The 17,508-nt window shown below is 35.7% G+C and carries 31 protein-coding genes; all 31 read right to left on the reverse strand.

Translation table 11 applies throughout. The features are described 5' to 3' along the window. Window positions 1-81: 81 nt before the first annotated feature. The 31 genes from carA to fusA all read right to left on the reverse strand — a co-directional run bounded on the left by carA (window position 82) and on the right by fusA (window position 17,508). Entirely contained in the window at window positions 82-1,209 is a 1,128-nt protein-coding gene (gene carA / locus QSV08_RS12090; protein ID WP_324023613.1) for a glutamine-hydrolyzing carbamoyl-phosphate synthase small subunit, read from the reverse strand. Between the two features lie 94 nt (window positions 1,210-1,303). Then, on the reverse strand, window positions 1,304-1,837 hold the full coding sequence (gene rplQ, locus QSV08_RS12095; RefSeq protein ID WP_324023614.1) for a 50S ribosomal protein L17: 534 nt from the start codon (window positions 1,835-1,837) through the stop codon (window positions 1,304-1,306). A gap of 59 nt (window positions 1,838-1,896) precedes the next feature. Further along, on the reverse strand, window positions 1,897-2,889 hold the full coding sequence (locus tag QSV08_RS12100) for a DNA-directed RNA polymerase subunit alpha (RefSeq protein WP_073242624.1): 993 nt from the start codon (window positions 2,887-2,889) through the stop codon (window positions 1,897-1,899). Window positions 2,890-2,906: 17 nt separating this feature from the next. Continuing rightward, a complete protein-coding gene (gene rpsD / locus QSV08_RS12105; RefSeq protein ID WP_073242622.1) occupies window positions 2,907-3,512 on the reverse strand; it encodes a 30S ribosomal protein S4 in 606 nt (201 codons plus the stop codon). An 89-nt stretch (window positions 3,513-3,601) separates the two neighbouring features. Next, on the reverse strand, window positions 3,602-3,994 hold the full coding sequence (rpsK, locus tag QSV08_RS12110; protein ID WP_324023615.1) for a 30S ribosomal protein S11: 393 nt from the start codon (window positions 3,992-3,994) through the stop codon (window positions 3,602-3,604). A 9-nt stretch (window positions 3,995-4,003) separates the two neighbouring features. Further along, the gene (gene rpsM, locus QSV08_RS12115; protein WP_073242620.1) at window positions 4,004-4,378 is read right to left on the reverse strand and encodes a 30S ribosomal protein S13; all 375 of its coding nucleotides are present in this window, start codon (window positions 4,376-4,378) and stop codon (window positions 4,004-4,006) included. A 2-nt stretch (window positions 4,379-4,380) separates the two neighbouring features. After that, entirely contained in the window at window positions 4,381-4,497 is a 117-nt protein-coding gene (ykgO, locus tag QSV08_RS12120; protein ID WP_013305171.1) for a type B 50S ribosomal protein L36, read from the reverse strand. A gap of 8 nt (window positions 4,498-4,505) precedes the next feature. Next, window positions 4,506-4,721, reverse strand: a complete 216-nt coding sequence (gene infA / locus QSV08_RS12125; protein ID WP_013305172.1) for a translation initiation factor IF-1 — start codon at window positions 4,719-4,721, stop codon at window positions 4,506-4,508. 3 nt (window positions 4,722-4,724) lie between these two features. After that, window positions 4,725-6,068 (reverse strand): preprotein translocase subunit SecY, encoded by a 1,344-nt coding sequence (secY, locus tag QSV08_RS12130; protein ID WP_073242618.1) that lies wholly within the window; start codon window positions 6,066-6,068, stop codon window positions 4,725-4,727. Window positions 6,069-6,082: 14 nt separating this feature from the next. Continuing rightward, the gene (gene rplO, locus QSV08_RS12135) at window positions 6,083-6,535 is read right to left on the reverse strand and encodes a 50S ribosomal protein L15 (protein WP_324023616.1); all 453 of its coding nucleotides are present in this window, start codon (window positions 6,533-6,535) and stop codon (window positions 6,083-6,085) included. Between the two features lie 12 nt (window positions 6,536-6,547). Continuing rightward, window positions 6,548-6,727 carry a 50S ribosomal protein L30 gene (gene rpmD, locus QSV08_RS12140; protein WP_073242614.1) on the reverse strand — a complete coding sequence of 60 codons (180 nt, stop codon included), beginning with the start codon at window positions 6,725-6,727 and terminating at the stop codon, window positions 6,548-6,550. A gap of 10 nt (window positions 6,728-6,737) precedes the next feature. Next, complete coding sequence (gene rpsE, locus QSV08_RS12145) at window positions 6,738-7,262, reverse strand: 30S ribosomal protein S5 (RefSeq protein ID WP_058103817.1); 525 nt, start codon at window positions 7,260-7,262, stop codon at window positions 6,738-6,740. Between the two features lie 9 nt (window positions 7,263-7,271). Next, the gene (gene rplR, locus QSV08_RS12150) at window positions 7,272-7,628 is read right to left on the reverse strand and encodes a 50S ribosomal protein L18 (RefSeq protein ID WP_073242612.1); all 357 of its coding nucleotides are present in this window, start codon (window positions 7,626-7,628) and stop codon (window positions 7,272-7,274) included. 11 nt (window positions 7,629-7,639) lie between these two features. Next, window positions 7,640-8,182 carry a 50S ribosomal protein L6 gene (rplF, locus tag QSV08_RS12155; RefSeq protein ID WP_324023617.1) on the reverse strand — a complete coding sequence of 181 codons (543 nt, stop codon included), beginning with the start codon at window positions 8,180-8,182 and terminating at the stop codon, window positions 7,640-7,642. A 19-nt stretch (window positions 8,183-8,201) separates the two neighbouring features. Next, window positions 8,202-8,600, reverse strand: coding sequence for a 30S ribosomal protein S8 (gene rpsH / locus QSV08_RS12160; protein WP_073242608.1), 399 nt, complete (start codon window positions 8,598-8,600; stop codon window positions 8,202-8,204). A 66-nt stretch (window positions 8,601-8,666) separates the two neighbouring features. Continuing rightward, window positions 8,667-8,936: a 30S ribosomal protein S14 gene (gene rpsN, locus QSV08_RS12165; protein WP_324023618.1), complete on the reverse strand. Its 270-nt coding sequence runs from the start codon at window positions 8,934-8,936 to the stop codon at window positions 8,667-8,669. Window position 8,937: 1 nt separating this feature from the next. Continuing rightward, the gene (gene rplE / locus QSV08_RS12170; RefSeq protein ID WP_324023619.1) at window positions 8,938-9,489 is read right to left on the reverse strand and encodes a 50S ribosomal protein L5; all 552 of its coding nucleotides are present in this window, start codon (window positions 9,487-9,489) and stop codon (window positions 8,938-8,940) included. A gap of 2 nt (window positions 9,490-9,491) precedes the next feature. After that, on the reverse strand, window positions 9,492-9,806 hold the full coding sequence (rplX, locus tag QSV08_RS12175; RefSeq protein ID WP_073242606.1) for a 50S ribosomal protein L24: 315 nt from the start codon (window positions 9,804-9,806) through the stop codon (window positions 9,492-9,494). A 13-nt stretch (window positions 9,807-9,819) separates the two neighbouring features. Further along, on the reverse strand, window positions 9,820-10,188 hold the full coding sequence (gene rplN / locus QSV08_RS12180) for a 50S ribosomal protein L14 (protein WP_013993867.1): 369 nt from the start codon (window positions 10,186-10,188) through the stop codon (window positions 9,820-9,822). Between the two features lie 3 nt (window positions 10,189-10,191). Next, complete coding sequence (rpsQ, locus tag QSV08_RS12185) at window positions 10,192-10,449, reverse strand: 30S ribosomal protein S17 (RefSeq protein ID WP_027064820.1); 258 nt, start codon at window positions 10,447-10,449, stop codon at window positions 10,192-10,194. 12 nt (window positions 10,450-10,461) lie between these two features. Further along, the gene (rpmC, locus tag QSV08_RS12190) at window positions 10,462-10,653 is read right to left on the reverse strand and encodes a 50S ribosomal protein L29 (RefSeq protein WP_324023620.1); all 192 of its coding nucleotides are present in this window, start codon (window positions 10,651-10,653) and stop codon (window positions 10,462-10,464) included. A 12-nt stretch (window positions 10,654-10,665) separates the two neighbouring features. Further along, the gene (gene rplP / locus QSV08_RS12195) at window positions 10,666-11,094 is read right to left on the reverse strand and encodes a 50S ribosomal protein L16 (protein WP_073242604.1); all 429 of its coding nucleotides are present in this window, start codon (window positions 11,092-11,094) and stop codon (window positions 10,666-10,668) included. Window positions 11,095-11,113: 19 nt separating this feature from the next. Next, a complete protein-coding gene (gene rpsC, locus QSV08_RS12200; RefSeq protein WP_073242602.1) occupies window positions 11,114-11,830 on the reverse strand; it encodes a 30S ribosomal protein S3 in 717 nt (238 codons plus the stop codon). 1 nt (window position 11,831) lies between these two features. Continuing rightward, a complete protein-coding gene (gene rplV / locus QSV08_RS12205) occupies window positions 11,832-12,239 on the reverse strand; it encodes a 50S ribosomal protein L22 (RefSeq protein ID WP_073242600.1) in 408 nt (135 codons plus the stop codon). Between the two features lie 3 nt (window positions 12,240-12,242). Then, complete coding sequence (gene rpsS / locus QSV08_RS12210) at window positions 12,243-12,521, reverse strand: 30S ribosomal protein S19 (protein WP_324023621.1); 279 nt, start codon at window positions 12,519-12,521, stop codon at window positions 12,243-12,245. A gap of 13 nt (window positions 12,522-12,534) precedes the next feature. Next, window positions 12,535-13,359, reverse strand: a complete 825-nt coding sequence (rplB, locus tag QSV08_RS12215; RefSeq protein ID WP_324023622.1) for a 50S ribosomal protein L2 — start codon at window positions 13,357-13,359, stop codon at window positions 12,535-12,537. 9 nt (window positions 13,360-13,368) lie between these two features. Next, window positions 13,369-13,659 (reverse strand): 50S ribosomal protein L23, encoded by a 291-nt coding sequence (rplW, locus tag QSV08_RS12220; protein ID WP_073242596.1) that lies wholly within the window; start codon window positions 13,657-13,659, stop codon window positions 13,369-13,371. Between the two features lie 4 nt (window positions 13,660-13,663). Further along, the gene (gene rplD, locus QSV08_RS12225) at window positions 13,664-14,296 is read right to left on the reverse strand and encodes a 50S ribosomal protein L4 (protein WP_133672046.1); all 633 of its coding nucleotides are present in this window, start codon (window positions 14,294-14,296) and stop codon (window positions 13,664-13,666) included. 5 nt (window positions 14,297-14,301) lie between these two features. Further along, complete coding sequence (gene rplC, locus QSV08_RS12230) at window positions 14,302-14,919, reverse strand: 50S ribosomal protein L3 (protein WP_073242586.1); 618 nt, start codon at window positions 14,917-14,919, stop codon at window positions 14,302-14,304. Window positions 14,920-15,060: 141 nt separating this feature from the next. Further along, complete coding sequence (rpsJ, locus tag QSV08_RS12235) at window positions 15,061-15,366, reverse strand: 30S ribosomal protein S10 (RefSeq protein ID WP_007094989.1); 306 nt, start codon at window positions 15,364-15,366, stop codon at window positions 15,061-15,063. A gap of 9 nt (window positions 15,367-15,375) precedes the next feature. Further along, window positions 15,376-17,508 (reverse strand): elongation factor G, encoded by a 2,133-nt coding sequence (gene fusA, locus QSV08_RS12240; protein WP_324023623.1) that lies wholly within the window; start codon window positions 17,506-17,508, stop codon window positions 15,376-15,378.

Genomic DNA, 17,508 nt, shown 5'->3' on the forward strand with positions numbered 1-17,508 from the left:
TTGTTTAAAAAGTAAAGATACAAAAGCATGTTTTTAACTAGCTCGTTCAAACCCTACATTTGCCAATTAATTAATGTTTATTTAAACTATTTCGTTATGTTTTGAACAATTCTCAATTAATTTAAAAAAATCATCGAAAAGATAATCTGCATCATGTGGACCCGGACTTGCTTCTGGGTGATACTGAACAGAAAATACATTTTTATCTTTCATACGAATACCGGCAACTGTCTTATCATTAAGATGTGTATGCGTAATCTCTAGATTTGCATTATCCACAGTTTCTTCTCTATTAATAGCAAAGCCATGATTCTGTGAAGTAATCTCACCTTTACCCGTAATAAGATTTAATATTGGGTGATTAATACCTCTATGCCCATTGTGCATTTTATAAGTAGAAACTCCGTTTGCCAATGCTAAAACTTGATGACCTAAACAAATACCAAAAAGAGGTTTATCTGTCTGAATCATTTTTTTAACAGCAGCAATAGCATCAACCAAAGGTTCTGGATCTCCAGGTCCGTTAGAAATGAAAAAAGCATCAGGATTCCAAGAAGACATTTCTTCAAAACTACTGTTATAAGGAAAAACCTTTACATAAGCGCCTCTCTTAACTAGGTTACGCAAAATATTCTTCTTAATACCGATATCAAGCGCTGCTATTTTAAAATTTGAATTTTCGTCACCAACAAAATATGGTTCTTTCGTAGAAACTTTAGAAGCCAGTTCTAACCCCTCCATACTTGGCACTTCGCTTAAACGTCTTTTTAAGTCTTCGATATTATCTATATCAGTTGAGATTACGGCATTCATTGCACCATTATCTCTAATATAACTGACTAATGCTCTAGTATCGACATCAGAAATAGCAAACAACTCATTTTTATCTAAAAAACCTTGTAGACTATCGTCTGCCAAAGGTCTTGAATACTCATAGCTGAAATTTCTACAAACCAAACCTGAAATTTTAATTGACTCAGATTCTATTTCATCTTCATTTACTCCGTAATTACCAATATGAGCATTGGTAGTGACCATTATTTGTCCGAAATAAGATGGATCTGTAAATATCTCTTGGTATCCTGTCATTCCAGTATTGAAACATACCTCACCGAAAGCAGTTCCTTCTTTGTCCCCAACAGATTTTCCAAAAAAAATAGTACCATCTGCAAGTAATATTATAGCTTTTCTCTTTGCCTGATATTTCATTTTAGTCTTATAATTTATTCGTTCACAAAAAAACATAAAAAAAGGATAAGCTAGAAAGCTTATCCTTTTTCATTATTAATATTTATTGACAATTTTATTCCTTAGAATCATCTGTCTTAGCTTCTGTTTCAGTTTGAGCTTCTTCTACTTTAGTTTCTTTCTCTGCAGAAACAACTTCAGCATCAGTACCACCTGATCTTCTACTTCTTCTAGTAGATTTCTTCTTAGGCTTACCAGCGTTATATAATTCGTTGAAATCAACCAATTCTATCATTGCCATATCAGCATTATCACCTAAACGATTACCTAATTTGATAATTCTAGTATAACCACCTGGTCTATCAGCAACCTTTTCAGATACAACACTGAATAATTCAGTAATTGCATACTTATCACGAAGATTCTTGAAAACGATACGTCTGTTATGAGTACCTTTCTCAGCACTAACATTATTTTCAGCTTTTGATTTAGTTATCAAAGGCTCAATAAATTGCTTCAAAGCTTTCGCTTTAGCAACTGTAGTGTTGATTCTTTTATGTTCGATCAAAGAACAAGCCATGTTAGCTAACATCGCTTTTCTGTGAGCAGTTTTCCTGCTTAAATGATTGATTTTTTTACCGTGTCTCATGTTTCAATTTTATCATCTTGCTACCAAACTCGACAGAACGAGGAGCAAAATATGATTATTTAATCTTTATCTAATTTGTATTTTGATAAATCCATTCCAAAACTTAATCCCTTGTTAATAACAAGTTCTTCAAGCTCCGTTAAAGATTTTTTACCGAAGTTTCTGAACTTCATTAAGTCATTCTTATTAAAAGAAACTAAATCTCCTAAAGTATCAACTTCAGCTGCTTTCAAACAGTTTAGTGCACGAACAGAAAGGTCCATATCAACTAATTTAGTTTTCAATAATTGTCTCATGTGTAAAGACTCTTCATCATAAGTCTCTGTCTGAGCAATTTCGTCAGCTTCTAATGTTATACGCTCATCAGAGAATAACATGAAGTGATGAATAAGAACTTTTGCTGCTTCAGTTAAAGCATCTTTAGGATGAATTGAACCATCTGAAGATATTTCAAAAACTAATTTCTCATAATCAGTTTTCTGCTCTACACGAAAGTTTTCAATACTATACTTTACATTCTTGATAGGTGTAAAGATAGAATCAACAGCTATAGTACCTAATGGTGCGCCAGATTTTTTATTTTCCTCTGCAGGAACATAACCTCTACCTTTTTCAATAGATATTTCCATATTGATGCTAACTTTAGCATCCATATTACAAATAACTAAATCCGGATTTAATACTTGGTATCCAGAAATAAACTTTTGAAAATCACCAGCAGTTAATTGATTCTTACCGCTTACAGAAATTGAAACAACTTCCGCTTCAGAATCCTCTATTTGCTTCTTGAAACGAACTTGTTTCAAGTTTAATATAATCTCTGTTACATCTTCAACAACGCCAGGTATAGTAGAAAATTCATGTTCTACTTTATCAATCCTAACCGAAGTAATTGCATGACCTTCTAAAGAAGATAACAATACTCGTCTTAATGCATTCCCAACAGTTAATCCATAACCAGGTTCCAAAGGGCGAAATTCGAACTTCCCTTCGAAATCAGAGGAATCGATCATTATTACTTTATCGGGTTTCTGAAAATTAAATAATGCCATAATTGGATAGGTATTGTTTATTTAGAGTATAACTCCACGATTAATTGTTCTTTGATATTTTCTGGAATCTGTAATCTTTCAGGAATAGTAACATAAGTACCTTCCTTCTTCTCACTGTTCCAAGAAATCCACTCATAAACTGCACTACTAGCAGCTAATGAATCTTGAATACTTTGTAATGATTTAGATTTCTCTCTAACACCAACAACATCTCCTGCTTTCAATGAATAAGAAGGTATGTTTACCAACTCACCATTTACCGTAATGTGTCTATGAGATACTAATTGTCTTGCACCACTTCTAGTTGGAGAAATACCCATTCTATAAACCACGTTATCTAAACGAGACTCACATAATTGAAGTAAAATTTCACCAGCAACACCTTCTTTTCTTTTCGCAGTTTGGAATAAGTTTCTGAATTGCTTCTCTAAAATACCGTAAGTATATTTAGCCTTTTGCTTCTCCATCAATTGAACAGAGTATTCAGATTTCTTACCTCTTCTTCTGTTATTACCGTGTTGTCCTGGAGGGTAATTCTTTTTTTCGAAAGATTTGTCATCTCCGAAAATTGCTTCGCCGAATTTACGGGCGATTTTTGATTTTGGTCCTGTATATCTTGCCATTTTCTTTTAATTTGAAAGTGAGATCATGAATTAAGGCTTATCCTTCGATAATCGTAACTACACTTTCGGTGAAATATAATAGTAATTAATTAAACTCTTCTTCTTTTAGGAGGTCTACATCCGTTATGAGGCATTGGAGTAACATCGATAATCTCTGTTACTTCGATACCAGCATTATGTAAAGATCTGATTGCAGATTCTCTTCCGTTACCCGGACCTTTTACATAAACCTTAACTTTTCTTAAACCTGCTTCATGAGCAACTTTAGAACAGTCTTCTGCAGCAACTTGTGCAGCATAAGGTGTATTTTTCTTAGACCCTCTAAAACCTAATTTACCGGCAGATGACCAAGATATAACATCTCCTTTTTTATTTGTTAAAGAGATGATGATATTGTTGAAAGATGCCTTTATGTGCGCCTCACCAACAGAATCAACTATAACTTTACGTTTCTTGGTAACTTTAGTACTTGCCTTTGCCATACCTAATTATTATTTAGTTGCTTTCTTCTTGTTAGCAACTGTTTTACGCTTTCCTTTTCTAGTTCTAGAGTTGTTCTTAGTACGTTGACCTCTTAAAGGTAAACCTGATCTATGACGAATACCTCTATAACAGCCAATATCCATTAAACGCTTAATGTTCAACTGAGTCTCTGAACGTAATTCACCTTCGATTACAAATTCAGAAGCAGCTTCCCTGATACGACCTATTTCATCATCATTCCAATCAGAAACCTTAGTATCTTCGCTAACTTGGGCTTTACTCAATATTTCTTGTGACCTACTTCTTCCGATTCCGAAAATATAGGTTAAGGCTATTACACCTCTCTTTTGTTTTGGTATATCTATACCTGCGATTCTTGCCATAATTACCCTTGTCTTTGTTTAAATCTAGGATTCTTTTTGTTGATTACGTACAACCTGCCTTTTCTGCGAACAATCTTGCAGTCGGCACTTCTCTTCTTAACTGATGCTCTTACTTTCATCTTGTATCTTAGTATCTATATGTAATTCTTGCTTTAGTAAGGTCATAGGGACTCATCTCTAATTTAACCTTATCTCCAGGTAATAGCTTAATATAGTGCATACGCATCTTACCTGATATATGCGCTGTTACCACATGTCCATTCTCCAACTCTACACGAAACATTGCATTTGATAATGCTTCGATGATAGATCCATCCTGTTCTATTGCTGCCTGCTTAGCCATAAATTATGCTACTTTTCTATTTTTACCCGTTTTCATTAAGCCATCATAATGTCTATTCAACAAATACGAATTAACCTGTTGCACTGTATCTATTGCCACACCAACCATAATTAAAAGGGAGGTACCACCGTAAAATAAAGCCCATCCAGCTTGAACATCCATCAACTTTACCACTATTGCCGGTAAAATAGCCAGCAAAGCTAAGAAAATAGATCCAGGTAACGTTATTAAAGACATAATCTTATCTAAATAATCTCCAGTTTCTTTTCCTGGTCGAATTCCAGGGATAAAACCACCACTTCTTTTAAGGTCATCTGCCATCTTATTGGTAGGAACCGTTATTGCGGTATAGAAATATGTAAAGATTATAATCAATATTGCGAATAGTAAATTATATGCCCATCCAAATATATCACTGAACTGTACTTGCATCCATTGTCCGAATGCAGTATCATCAAAAGCACCACCTATCATACCTGGTACAAACATTATTGCTTGTGCAAAGATAATTGGCATAACTCCAGATGCATTTAACTTTAAAGGAATGTATTGTCTCGACCCCATGATATTCTTTTCATATCCACCAGAAGCAGTTCTTCTTGCGTATTGAACAGGTATCTGTCTTGTAGCCATAACTAATAGAATACAAGCCAAAATAACCAAGAACCAAACAATCACTTCAATTAAAATGAACATTAGTCCACCATTATTATCAGTAGTTCTTGAAATAAATTCTTGAACAAAAGACTGAGGCATTGTAGCGATTATACCAATCATAATCAAAAGTGATATACCATTACCAATACCTTTATCAGTAATTTTTTCACCCAACCACATTGCAAATACAGTACCCGTTACCAATATGATAACTGCAGGCACCATAAAATCTAAACCTTTACCTAATAAGAAAGCACTATCTCTTACACCAAAAGCTTCTAAGCCATATAAGTATGCAGGAGCCTGAACAATACAAATACCAATGGTTAGCCATCTAGTAATTTGATTAATGGTCTTACGACCACTTTCACCCTCTTTTTGTAATTTCTGAAGATAAGGAATTGCAATACCCATCAACTGAACTACAATAGAAGCGGAGATATAAGGCATAATACCCAACGCAAAAACAGAAGCATTAGCAAACGCTCCTCCTGTAAATGCATTTAAAAGACCAAAAATACCTTGATCAGTACTATCCGTTAAACCACCTAATTGTGTTGAATCTATACCTGGAAGTACGATTTGACAACCAAAACGATAAACTAACAAAAGACCTAATGTAATAAGAATTCTATTTCTTAGTTCTTCTATTTTCCAAATATTGGATATTGTATCAATAAAATTCTTCATGCTCTCGTTTATGCTTACAAACTTATTGCTTCACCACCTGCTGCCTCAATAGCTGCTTTGGCAGATGCTGTAAATTTATGTACTGAAATTTTAAGAGAAGCTTTTAATTCTCCATTTCCTAAAATTTTCACTAACTCATTTTTACCAGCTAACCCATTCTCGATCAAAAGATCTAAAGTAACCTCATTGGTTAAAACTTTATTATCAACAAGCTCTTGCAATTTCTCTAAATTGATACCTTGGTAATTTTTACGATTAATGTTCGTAAAACCAAACTTAGGTACACGACGTTGCAAAGGCATTTGACCACCTTCAAAACCAATTTTCTTAGAATAACCAGATCTTGATTTTGCTCCTTTATGACCTCTTGCAGCTGTTCCTCCTTTTCCAGAACCCTGACCTCTTCCAAGGCGTTTTCCGTCTCTATTCACTGAACCTTCTGCAGGCTGTAGATTATTTAAACCCATTTTATTCTAAATTTAAGCCTCCTCAGTGGAAACTAAATGTTTAACTTTATTTATCATTCCAAGAATGTTAGGTGTATCGTTATGCTCTACAACCTGACCAATTCTTTTTAAACCAAGAGCCTCTAAAGTTCTTTTTTGATTTTGAGGTTTCTTAATTCCACTTTTTACTTGTGTAACTTTAATCTTTGCCATAATTTTCCTCTTAACCTTTAAATACTTTTTCTAAAGAAACACCTCTTTGTGTAGCAATAGTTTTTGCATCTCTAAGTTGTAATAAAGCATCGAATGTAGCTTTTACAACATTATGTGGATTTGAAGATCCTTGAGATTTTGATAATACATCATGTACACCAACAGATTCCAATACTGATCTTACAGCACCACCAGCAATTACACCGGTACCATGAGATGCAGGCTGTATATATACCCTTGCACCACCAAATTTACCTTTTTGCTCGTGAGGTAAAGTTCCTTTGTTTAAAGGAATACGAACTAAGTTCTTTTTACCATCTTCAATTGCTTTTGCGATAGCAGTAGCAACTTCTTTTGATTTACCTAAACCGTGACCTACAACACCATTCTCATCACCTACAACAACAATTGCAGAAAAACCGAATGCTCTACCACCTTTTGTTACCTTGGTTACACGTTGAATACCAACTAATTTATCTTTTAAGTCTAAACCACCTGGCTTAACAGTTTCTACGTTTTTATATTTTTGGAACATACTAGTATATTAGAATTTTAGTCCTGCTTCTCTTGCACCATCAGCTAAAGATTTTACTCTTCCATGATACAAATTACCTCCTCTATCAAAAGCGACTTTATCTAAGCCAGCTTTTACAGATTTCTCAGCGATTGTTTTACCAACCAAAGCAGCAATCTCGGTTTTATTTCCTTTTGCTTTCGCGATATCCTTATCTCTTGAAGAAGCGGATACTAAAGTGACTCCTTTAACGTCGTCTATAACTTGAGCGTAAATTTCGCTGTTACTTCTAAACACAGACAACCTTGGTTTAACTGCAGTTCCAGAAGAAACCTTACGTATTCTACGTCGGATTCTTAATTTTCTTTGTGTTTTTGATAATCCCATAATATCCTTTATTAAGCTGATTTACCAGCTTTTCTTCTTAATATTTCACCTACAAACTTAATTCCTTTCCCTTTGTACGGCTCCGGACTACGGAAAGATCTAATTTTTGCTGCAACATGACCCACTAATTGTTTGTCATGAGAAGTAAGCTTTACAATTGGGTTCTTACCTTTTTCAGAAATTGTCTCAACCTTCACCTCAGCGGCAATGTTAAATACAATATTGTGAGAAAAACCTAAAGCCAAATCAAGTTTTTGTCCTTGATTACTTGCTCTATACCCTACACCTACTAATTCTAATTCTTTGGTCCATCCTTTTGACACACCATCAACCATATTAGTGATAAGTGATCTATATAAACCGTGCTTTGCTTTATGCTCCTTAGAATCAGATGGCCTTGTTACGAAAGCCTGTCCGTCTTCTACTTTAACCGATACTCCTGAGAACTCTTGAGTCAACTCACCTAACTTCCCTTTAACAGAAATGATATTGTCATTGATTTCAACTGTAACTCCTTCAGGAATTGCGACTGGATTATTACCTATTCTAGACATTTTCTAAATCTTTAATCAATTAATAAACGTAGCACAAAACTTCACCACCAACTTTTTCTGCCTTTGCCTGCTTGCTTGTCATTACTCCATGAGATGTAGAAACGATAGCAACACCTAAACCATTCAATACACGAGGTAAATCTTCATTACCTGCATATTTTCTAAGACCTGGCTTACTTATACGCTGTATTTTCTTGATAACAGGTTCTTTTGTAAGCTTATCATACTTCAAGGCTATTTTAATAGTTCCCTGAACTTTGCTCTCCTCGAACTTGTAACTTAAAATATATCCTTGATCGAATAATATTTTAGTAATTTCTTTTTTTAGATTCGACGCAGGTATTTCAACAACCCTATGTCCCGCTCTACTTGCGTTTCTAACTCTCGTTAGGTAATCTGCAATAGTATCTGTTACCATATGTATATAATTCGGAAACGGTTTTCAGCACCTAAGCTAAACCTGGATCCATTAATAATTCTTATTCTACCAGCTAGCTTTCCTAACACCTGGTATTAAACCGGCATTAGCCATCTCTCTGAATTTTACCCTTGAAACACCAAAAGTTCTCATGTAACCTTTAGGTCTTCCAGTTAATTTACATCTGTTATGTAAACGTACCGGTGAGGCATTTTTAGGTAGTCTCTGTAAGCCTTCATAATCGCCAGCTTCTTTCAAAGCTTTGCGTTTTTCAGCATAAACTGCTACAGTTCTTTCCCTTTTTCTCTCACGGGCTTTCATTGATTCCTTAGCCATACTAATTCTTTTTAAAAGGTAAACCTAATTCTGTTAATAATGATTTTGCTTCCTTGTCTGTATCTGCAGAAGTTACAAATGTAATATCCATACCGTTAATTCTATTGATTTTATCAATATTAACTTCAGGAAAAATAATTTGCTCTGTAACACCTAGGTTATAATTTCCACGACCATCAAAACCTGTAGCTTTGATACCTTGAAAATCTCTAACACGTGGTAACGCAGATGTAACCAAACGGTCTAAAAATTCGTACATACGCTCACCTCTTAAGGTAACTTTTGCACCAATTGGCATACCCTTTCTTAACTTAAAGGCAGCAACATCTTTTTTAGACATAGTAGCAACGGCTTGTTGACCCGTTATCATAGTCATTTCATCTATTGCATGGTCAATAAGTTTCTTGTCAGCAACAGCAGCTCCTACACCTCTACTCATTACTATCTTCTCTAACTTAGGAACCTGCATTACATTACTGTAACCAAACTCTTCGGTAAGGGCAGCTACTATTCGCTCCTTATACTCTTTCTTTAATCTTGCAACGTATGCCATAACTAAATTACTTCATTGGATTTTTTGGAAACCCTAACTTTTTTACCATCCTTCATTTCGTAACCTACTCTTGTTACATCTCCAGACTTACTGTCGATCAAGGCTAAATTAGAAATATGGATTAAAGCTTCTTTTTTTACAATACCACCTTGAGGGTTTTTAGCACTAGGCTTCTCATGTTTAGATACCATATTGGCACCTTCAACGATGGCTTTATTTTTCTCAAGATTTACACGCATAACCTTACCTTCGGTTCCTTTATGGTCACCAGCAGTAATTCTTACCGTATCTCCTGTTTTGATTTTTAACTTTTTCATCTTGTCCGTTATATTATAATACCTCTGGGGCCAATGATACAATCTTCATGAACTGCTTATCCCTAAGCTCTCTTGCTACAGGTCCAAAAACACGAGTACCTCTCATTTCTCCGGTAGGATTCAATAACACACAAGCGTTATCATCAAATCTTATATAAGATCCATCAGGTCTTCTAACCTCTTTCTTTGTACGAACTACAACAGCAGTTGAAACCGCACCCTTCTTGATACCTCCGTTTGGAGTAGCTTCTTTAACAGTAACAACTATTTTGTCACCTATTGAAGCATATCTTCTTTTGGTACCACCAAGAACACGGATAGTTAAAACTTCCTTTGCTCCTGTGTTATCCGCTACTTTTAGTCTAGATTCTTGCTGTAACATAACTTATTTAGCTCTTTCTAAGATTTCTACTAATCTCCAACATTTGGTTTTACTCATAGGTCTTGTTTCCATGATCTTTACAGTATCACCAATGTTACAATCGTTCTTTTCGTCATGTGCAACATATTTCTTTGTCTTCAAAACGAACTTTCCGTACATAGGATGTTTAACTCTTTTTACTTCTGCAATAACAATAGATTTCTCCATTTTATTACTAGTAACAACTCCTACTCTCTCTTTTCTTAAATTTCTTTTCTCCATAAAGCCCACCAGTTATTGGTTCTCCCTATTAGTTAATTCAGTAGCTAATTTCGCTACCGTTCTCCTTACTTTTCTAATCTGAAGCGGATTTTCTAACGGAGTTACAAAATGTGCCATTTTCAAATCTGCATGCTGCTTCTTGTACTCGGCCAATTTCTCCGTAAGTCCTACCACAGACATTTCTTTAATCTCTTGTTTTTTCATTATTCCTTACGTTTAATTTACAGCCTCGTAATCACGAGCTACAATGAATTTAGTCTTAACAGGAAGTTTCTGAGCCGCTAATCTTAAAGCTTCTTTTGCTACTTCCAAAGGAACTCCGGCCACTTCGAACATTATTCTACCTGGCTTAACCACGGCAACGAAATATTCTGGTGCACCCTTACCTTTACCCATACGTACTTCTAATGGTTTTTTGGTAATCGGCTTGTCTGGAAATATTTTAATCCACAATTGACCCTCTCTCTTCATAAATCTAGTAGCAGCAATACGAGCAGCTTCTATCTGGCGTGAAGTCAAAAATGCAGCATCATCAACATTCTTTATACCGAACATACCATTTGAAAGTTGGTGTCCTCTTCCAGCAAGACCTTTCATACGGCCTTTCTGCATCTTACGGAACTTTGTTCTTTTCGGTTGTAACATTACTTTAGTTCTTTAAAAATTACTTTCTACGACGTTGTTTTCTTCCACCTTCTTGCTTACCACCTTTAGAAGAATCTTTTTGCATTCCTACTAATGGAGATAAATCTCTTTTACCATATACCTCACCTTTCATAATCCAAACTTTAATACCAAGTTTACCATATGTAGTTTGAGCTTCATGTAAAGCATAATCAATATCTGCTCTAAAAGTCGATAGTGGAATTCTACCATCTTTATAAGATTCTGAACGTGCCATTTCAGCACCATTCAATCTACCAGAGATTTGAATCTTTATTCCCTCAGCATTCATACGCATTGCTGCAGCGATTGCCATTTTTATTGCTCTTCTAAAAGAAATTCTACTTTCTATTTGACGAGCTACACTTGCTGCTACTAAATTAGCATCAAGCTCAGGTCTTTTTATTTCAAAGATATTGATCTGAACCTCCTTGTTGGTGATTTTTTTCAACTCCTCTTTCAACTTATCAACTTCTTGACCACCTTTCCCGATAATTATACCAGGTCTAGCAGTTGTTACAGTTACAGTGATTAATTTTAAAGTACGTTCAATTATAACTCTTGAAACACTAGCTTTAGAAAGTCTCGCATGAATATACTTACGTATTTTATCATCCTCGGCCAATTTATCTCCGTAATCGTTACCACCATACCAGTTAGACTCCCAACCTCTAATGATTCCTAGACGATTTCCTATTGGATTTGTTTTCTGTCCCATTCTAGTTTTCTGTTATATTTTTTGACCCCAAAACCAATGTAACATGGTTTGAACGTTTTCTAATTCTATGTGCTCTACCTTGTGGAGCAGGACGCAATCTTTTTAACATTGCACCGCTATCTACTCTAATCTCAGCAACAATTAAATCAGCATCTTCTAAACTTGCCTCTTCATTTTTTGCTTGCCAATTAGCCAAAGCTGAAAGTAATAATTTCTCTAACTTTCTAGAAGCCTCTTTAGGGTTAAACCTTAAAATAGCTAAGGCTTGTTCTACCTTTACACCACGAATTAAATCCGCAACTAAACGCATTTTTCTAGGTGAAGTAGGACAGTTATTCAACTTAGCAAAAGCTACCATCTTCTTCTCAGCCTTAATTCTTTCGGCCATCTGTTTTTTACGAACTCCCATAGCTTACTTTTTTCCTTTGTTTTTCGCACCTATATGACCTCTAAAAGATCTTGTTGGTGAGAATTCCCCAAGTTTATGTCCTACCATGTTTTCTGTTACAAAAACAGGTACAAATTGTTTTCCGTTGTGAACTGCTATTGTCATCCCAACAAAATCAGGAGTGATCATAGAAGCTCTAGACCATGTTTTTATTACCGCTTTTTTACCGGATGAAACACTTTGCTGGATTTTCTTTTCCAAACTATAGTGAACGTAAGGTCCTTTTTTTAGTGAACGTGCCATTTCTTTCTAGTTTTTATTTCTTTCTACGTTCTATTATATACTTGTTGGTACTCTTGGTCTTAGAACGAGTTCTGAATCCTTTAGCAGGTATTCCGTTTCTCGATCTTGGATGACCACCTGAAGCTCTACCTTCACCACCACCCATTGGGTGATCGACAGGGTTCATAGCCACCGGTCTAGTTCTTGGTCTTCTACCCAACCATCTACTTCTACCAGCTTTACCTGATACTAGTAATTGATGATCCGAATTAGATATAGCCCCAATAGTTGCCATACAACCTGAAAGAATTAATCTAGTTTCACCAGATGGCATTTTAACAGTAACAAACTTACCGTCTTTTGCCATAAGTTGAGCGAAAGTACCAGCACTACGAGCCATAACAGCTCCTTGCCCAGGTCTTAACTCAATACATGAAATTATAGTTCCTAAAGGAACTTCACTTAACGGCATCGCATTACCGATCTCAGGCGCAACAGCTGAACCAGAAGAAATCTGCTGATCAACCTGCAAACCATTTTGAGCGATTACATAACGCTTCTCACCATCTGCATATTCCAATAGCGCAATAAATGCTGTTCTATTTGGATCGTATTCAATAGACTTAACAGTAGCAAGCACATCTTGCTTATCTCTCTTAAAATCTATTACACGATACCTTCTTTTATGACCTCCACCTTTTTGGCGTATGGTCATTTTTCCTTGACTGTTTCTACCTCCGGACTTTTTTAACGGAGCAAGCAAGCTCTTCTCCGGCTTATCAGCAGTAATGGCGTCAAATCCATTTACTACTCTAAAACGCTGTCCTGGAGTGATTGGTTTTAATTTTCTAACTGACATTTCTTGTCTTTATAGATTACTGTAAAAATCGATAATATCACCTTCTACAACATCAACAATTGCTTTTTTAATTGCATTTGTTTTTCCGTGCTGCACACCAGTTTTTGTATATCTGGATTTTCTTGTAGGACCGTAATTCATTGTACGAACCTTCTTCACAGAAACACCATAAGTAGCTTCAACTGCATCTTTAATTTGCAATTTGTTAGCCTTAGGGTCAACTACGAATCCATAACGGTTATTCAACTCGCTATCAGCAGTCATTTTTTCCGTTATAATTGGTTTTATCAACACACTCATGATATTATTGTTTATTTAAATTCGATTCAATTCCTTCCAAAGAGCTCTCTAACAATACCACGCTATTAGCATGAAGAATTTTGTAAGTACTTAATTCTGAGTTAGTTATAACTTCTGAACCTTTAAAATTACGCGAAGACAAATATACACCTTTATTTGAATCACCCAACACTATTAAAGACTTTTTATTCTCAAGACCTAATGTCTTTAAAACATCAATAAAATCTTTAGTTTTCGGAGTATCAAAATCAAAGTCTTCAACTACTAAAATCGCATTCTCTTTTGACTTTAAAGTCAATGCTGATTTTCTTGCCAAACGCTTTAAGTTTTTGTTTAACTTTTGAGTATAATCTTTAGGTCTAGGGCCGAATATTCTACCACCACCTCTAAAGATTGGAGATTTAATACTACCTGCTCTCGCAGTACCCGTACCTTTTTGTTTCTTAATCTTTCTAGTACTACCAGCGATCTCAGCTCTTTCCTTAGCTTTATGCGTACCTTGTCTCTGATGAGCCAAATACTGCTTAACATCTAGGTATACTGCGTGATCATTAGGCTCTATAGCGAAAACATCATCAGAAAGGTTTGCCTTTCTACCTGTGTCTTTTCCTTTAATATCTAAAACTGCTATTTTCATTACATCTACCTTTGTATGGTTACATAAGCATTCTTATGGCCCGGAACACAACCTTTTACTACTAAAAGATTCTTTTCTGGAACTACTTTTAAAACTCTTAGATTCTGAACCGTTACACGATCAGTACCCATTCTACCGGCCATTTTCATACCCTTAAAAACTCTAGCAGGATATGACGCAGCACCAATAGAACCAGGAGCTCTAAGTCTGTTATGCTGACCATGAGTTGCTTGACCAACCCCAGCGAAACCGTGACGTTTTACTACACCTTGAAAACCTTTACCCTTAGACGTTCCAATAACGTCTACGAATTGACCTTCAACGAAAACATCAACACCAACAGTGTCACCTAATTTAAATTCACCTTCAAAATCTCGGAATTCAACGACTTTTTTCTTAGGAGAAGCACCTGCTTTTTTAAAATGGCCTAATTCAGCCTTAATAGCACGACTTTCTGCCTTGTCATCGAAACCAAGTTGAAGGGCACTATACCCGTCGACCTCTTCGGTTCTGACTTGGGTAACTACACATGGTCCAGCTTGAATAACGGTACATGGAATGTTTTTTCCATTCTCGTCAAAAATACTGGTCATGCCTACTTTCTTTCCTATTAACCCAGACATACTTATTTATATTAATTATTATTAAATTTTTTTCAAAAAAATAGGGTCAAAATAATTTAACCCTAAATTATTTTTTCCGTTTTTCCCTCGCACGCAGCTTAGGACATGTAGTCTAATCTATTAATAGATCAGACGGCAAACTTACACCTTAATTTCCACTTCTACACCACTTGGAAGCTCTAACTTCATAAGTGCATCAATAGTTTTAGATGAAGAGCTATAAATATCTAACAATCTCTTGTAAGAACTTAACTGAAACTGCTCTCTTGATTTTTTATTCACGTGAGGTGAACGTAAAACCGTAAATATCTTTTTATGTGTTGGTAAAGGAATTGGCCCTGTTACAACAGCACCAGTTGTTTTTACCGTTTTTACAATCTTCTCAGCAGATTTATCCACCAAATTGTGATCGTAAGATTTTAGTTTTATTCTAATTTTCTGACTCATGTCCTAAATTTATGCTGTTATACCTTTTGATGCTTTAATAACCTCTTCTGATATATTAGAAGGTGTTTCTGCATAGTGTGAAAATTCCATTGTTGAAGTTGCACGACCCGATGATAATGTTCTCAATGAAGTAACATAACCGAACATTTCTGATAACGGAACAGTACCTTTAACAACTTTAGCACCAGCTCTATCACTCATATCGCCAATAGTACCTCTTCTTCTATTCAAATCACCAACGATATCACCCATGTTTTCTTCCGGAGTAATAACTTCTAATTTCATAATCGGCTCCATAATTACAGCACCAGCAGCTTTACCTGCAGCTTTGTAACCCATTTTCGCCGCCAATTCAAAAGAAATTGCATCAGAATCAACCGCATGAAAAGAACCATCTTTAAGAACAACTTTCATTGTATCCATTTCATAACCAGCCAAAGGTCCATTTTGCATTGCAGCATTAAAACCTTTCTCAATAGATGGTATAAATTCTTTAGGAATACGACCACCTTTAATTTGATCTACAAACTGAAGTCCTTCTCCTTCGAAATCCTCATCAGCAGGTCCCATTTCAAATACAATATCACCAAATTTACCACGACCACCTGATTGCTTTTTATAAGTCTCCCTATGTGCAGCGGTTTTCGTTAATGCTTCTTTGTACTCTACTTGAGGCTCACCTTGGTTTACTTCAACCTTAAATTCTCTTCTTAAACGATCTACAATAATATCTAGGTGTAACTCACCCATACCAGATATGATAGTCTGACCAGAAGCTTCGTCTGTTTTTACTTGAAAAGTTGGATCTTCTTCAGCCAATTTAGATAAAGCCATACCCAATTTATCAACATCCGCCTTAGTTTTAGGCTCAACAGCAATACCTATTACTGGTTCTGGGAAGTCCATGCTCTCCAAAACAATAGGATGCTTTTCATCTGACATGGTATCACCAGTTTTAATATCCTTAAAACCAACGGCTGCACCAATATCACCTGCTTCGATATAATCGATAGCATTTTGCTTATTTGAGTGCATCTGATAAATACGTGAAATACGTTCTTTCTTACCTGAACGATTATTCAATATGTAAGATCCCGCATCTAAACGACCAGAATAAGTTCTAAAGAATGCCAATCTACCTACGAAAGGATCTGTAGCAATCTTAAACGCTAAAGCAGCAAATGGCTCTTTAACATTTGGCTTTCTAGACTCTTGCTCACCTGTATCAGGGTTTGTTCCTATAATAGCCTCCTTATCTACAGGAGAAGGTAAATATCTACAAACAGCATCCAATAAAAACTGAACACCTTTATTTTTAAATGAAGAACCACAAATCATAGGTATGATTGCACGATCCATAACAGCAGCTCTTAAAGCAGCATGTACTTCCTCTTCAGTGATAGAATCTTCATCTTCGAAGAATTTCTCCATCAAATTCTCATCGTATTCTGCAACAGCTTCAATCAAGGCAGCTCTATACTCCCTTACTTCAGCTTTCATTTCCTCAGGAATATCAATAACATCAAAAGTAGCACCAAAGCCCTCTTCATGCCATACAATAGCTCTATTCTTTGCTAAATCAACAATACCTCTAAAATCAGACTCATCGCCGATTGGAAGCACTATTGGAACTGCATTTGAACCAAGCATTTCTTTAACTTGCTTACAAACCATAAGAAAGTTAGAACCTTGACGGTCCATCTTGTTCACAAATCCAATTCTTGGAACTTTATAATTATCTGCTAATCTCCAGTTAGTTTCTGATTGAGGCTCAACACCATCAACAGCACTAAACAAAAAGACTAAACCATCTAAAACACGTAAAGAACGATTTACCTCTACAGTAAAATCAACGTGCCCAGGGGTATCAATAATGTTAAAATGATAATCCATTGCATCAGCAGTTGGCTCACCATTTTCTTTAGGGAATTTCCATTCACATGTTGTAGCAGCAGAAGTAATTGTAATACCTCTTTCTTGCTCCTGCTCCATCCAGTCCATAGTAGCAGCGCCATCATGAACCTCACCTATCTTATGACTAACTCCCGTATAAAAAAGAATACGCTCGGTAGTAGTGGTTTTACCAGCATCAATATGTGCTGCAATACCTATATTTCTTGTATATCTTAAATCTCTTGCCAT

The sequence above is a fragment of the Maribacter sp. BPC-D8 genome, from assembly GCF_035207705.1.
Lineage (GTDB): Bacteria > Bacteroidota > Bacteroidia > Flavobacteriales > Flavobacteriaceae > Maribacter.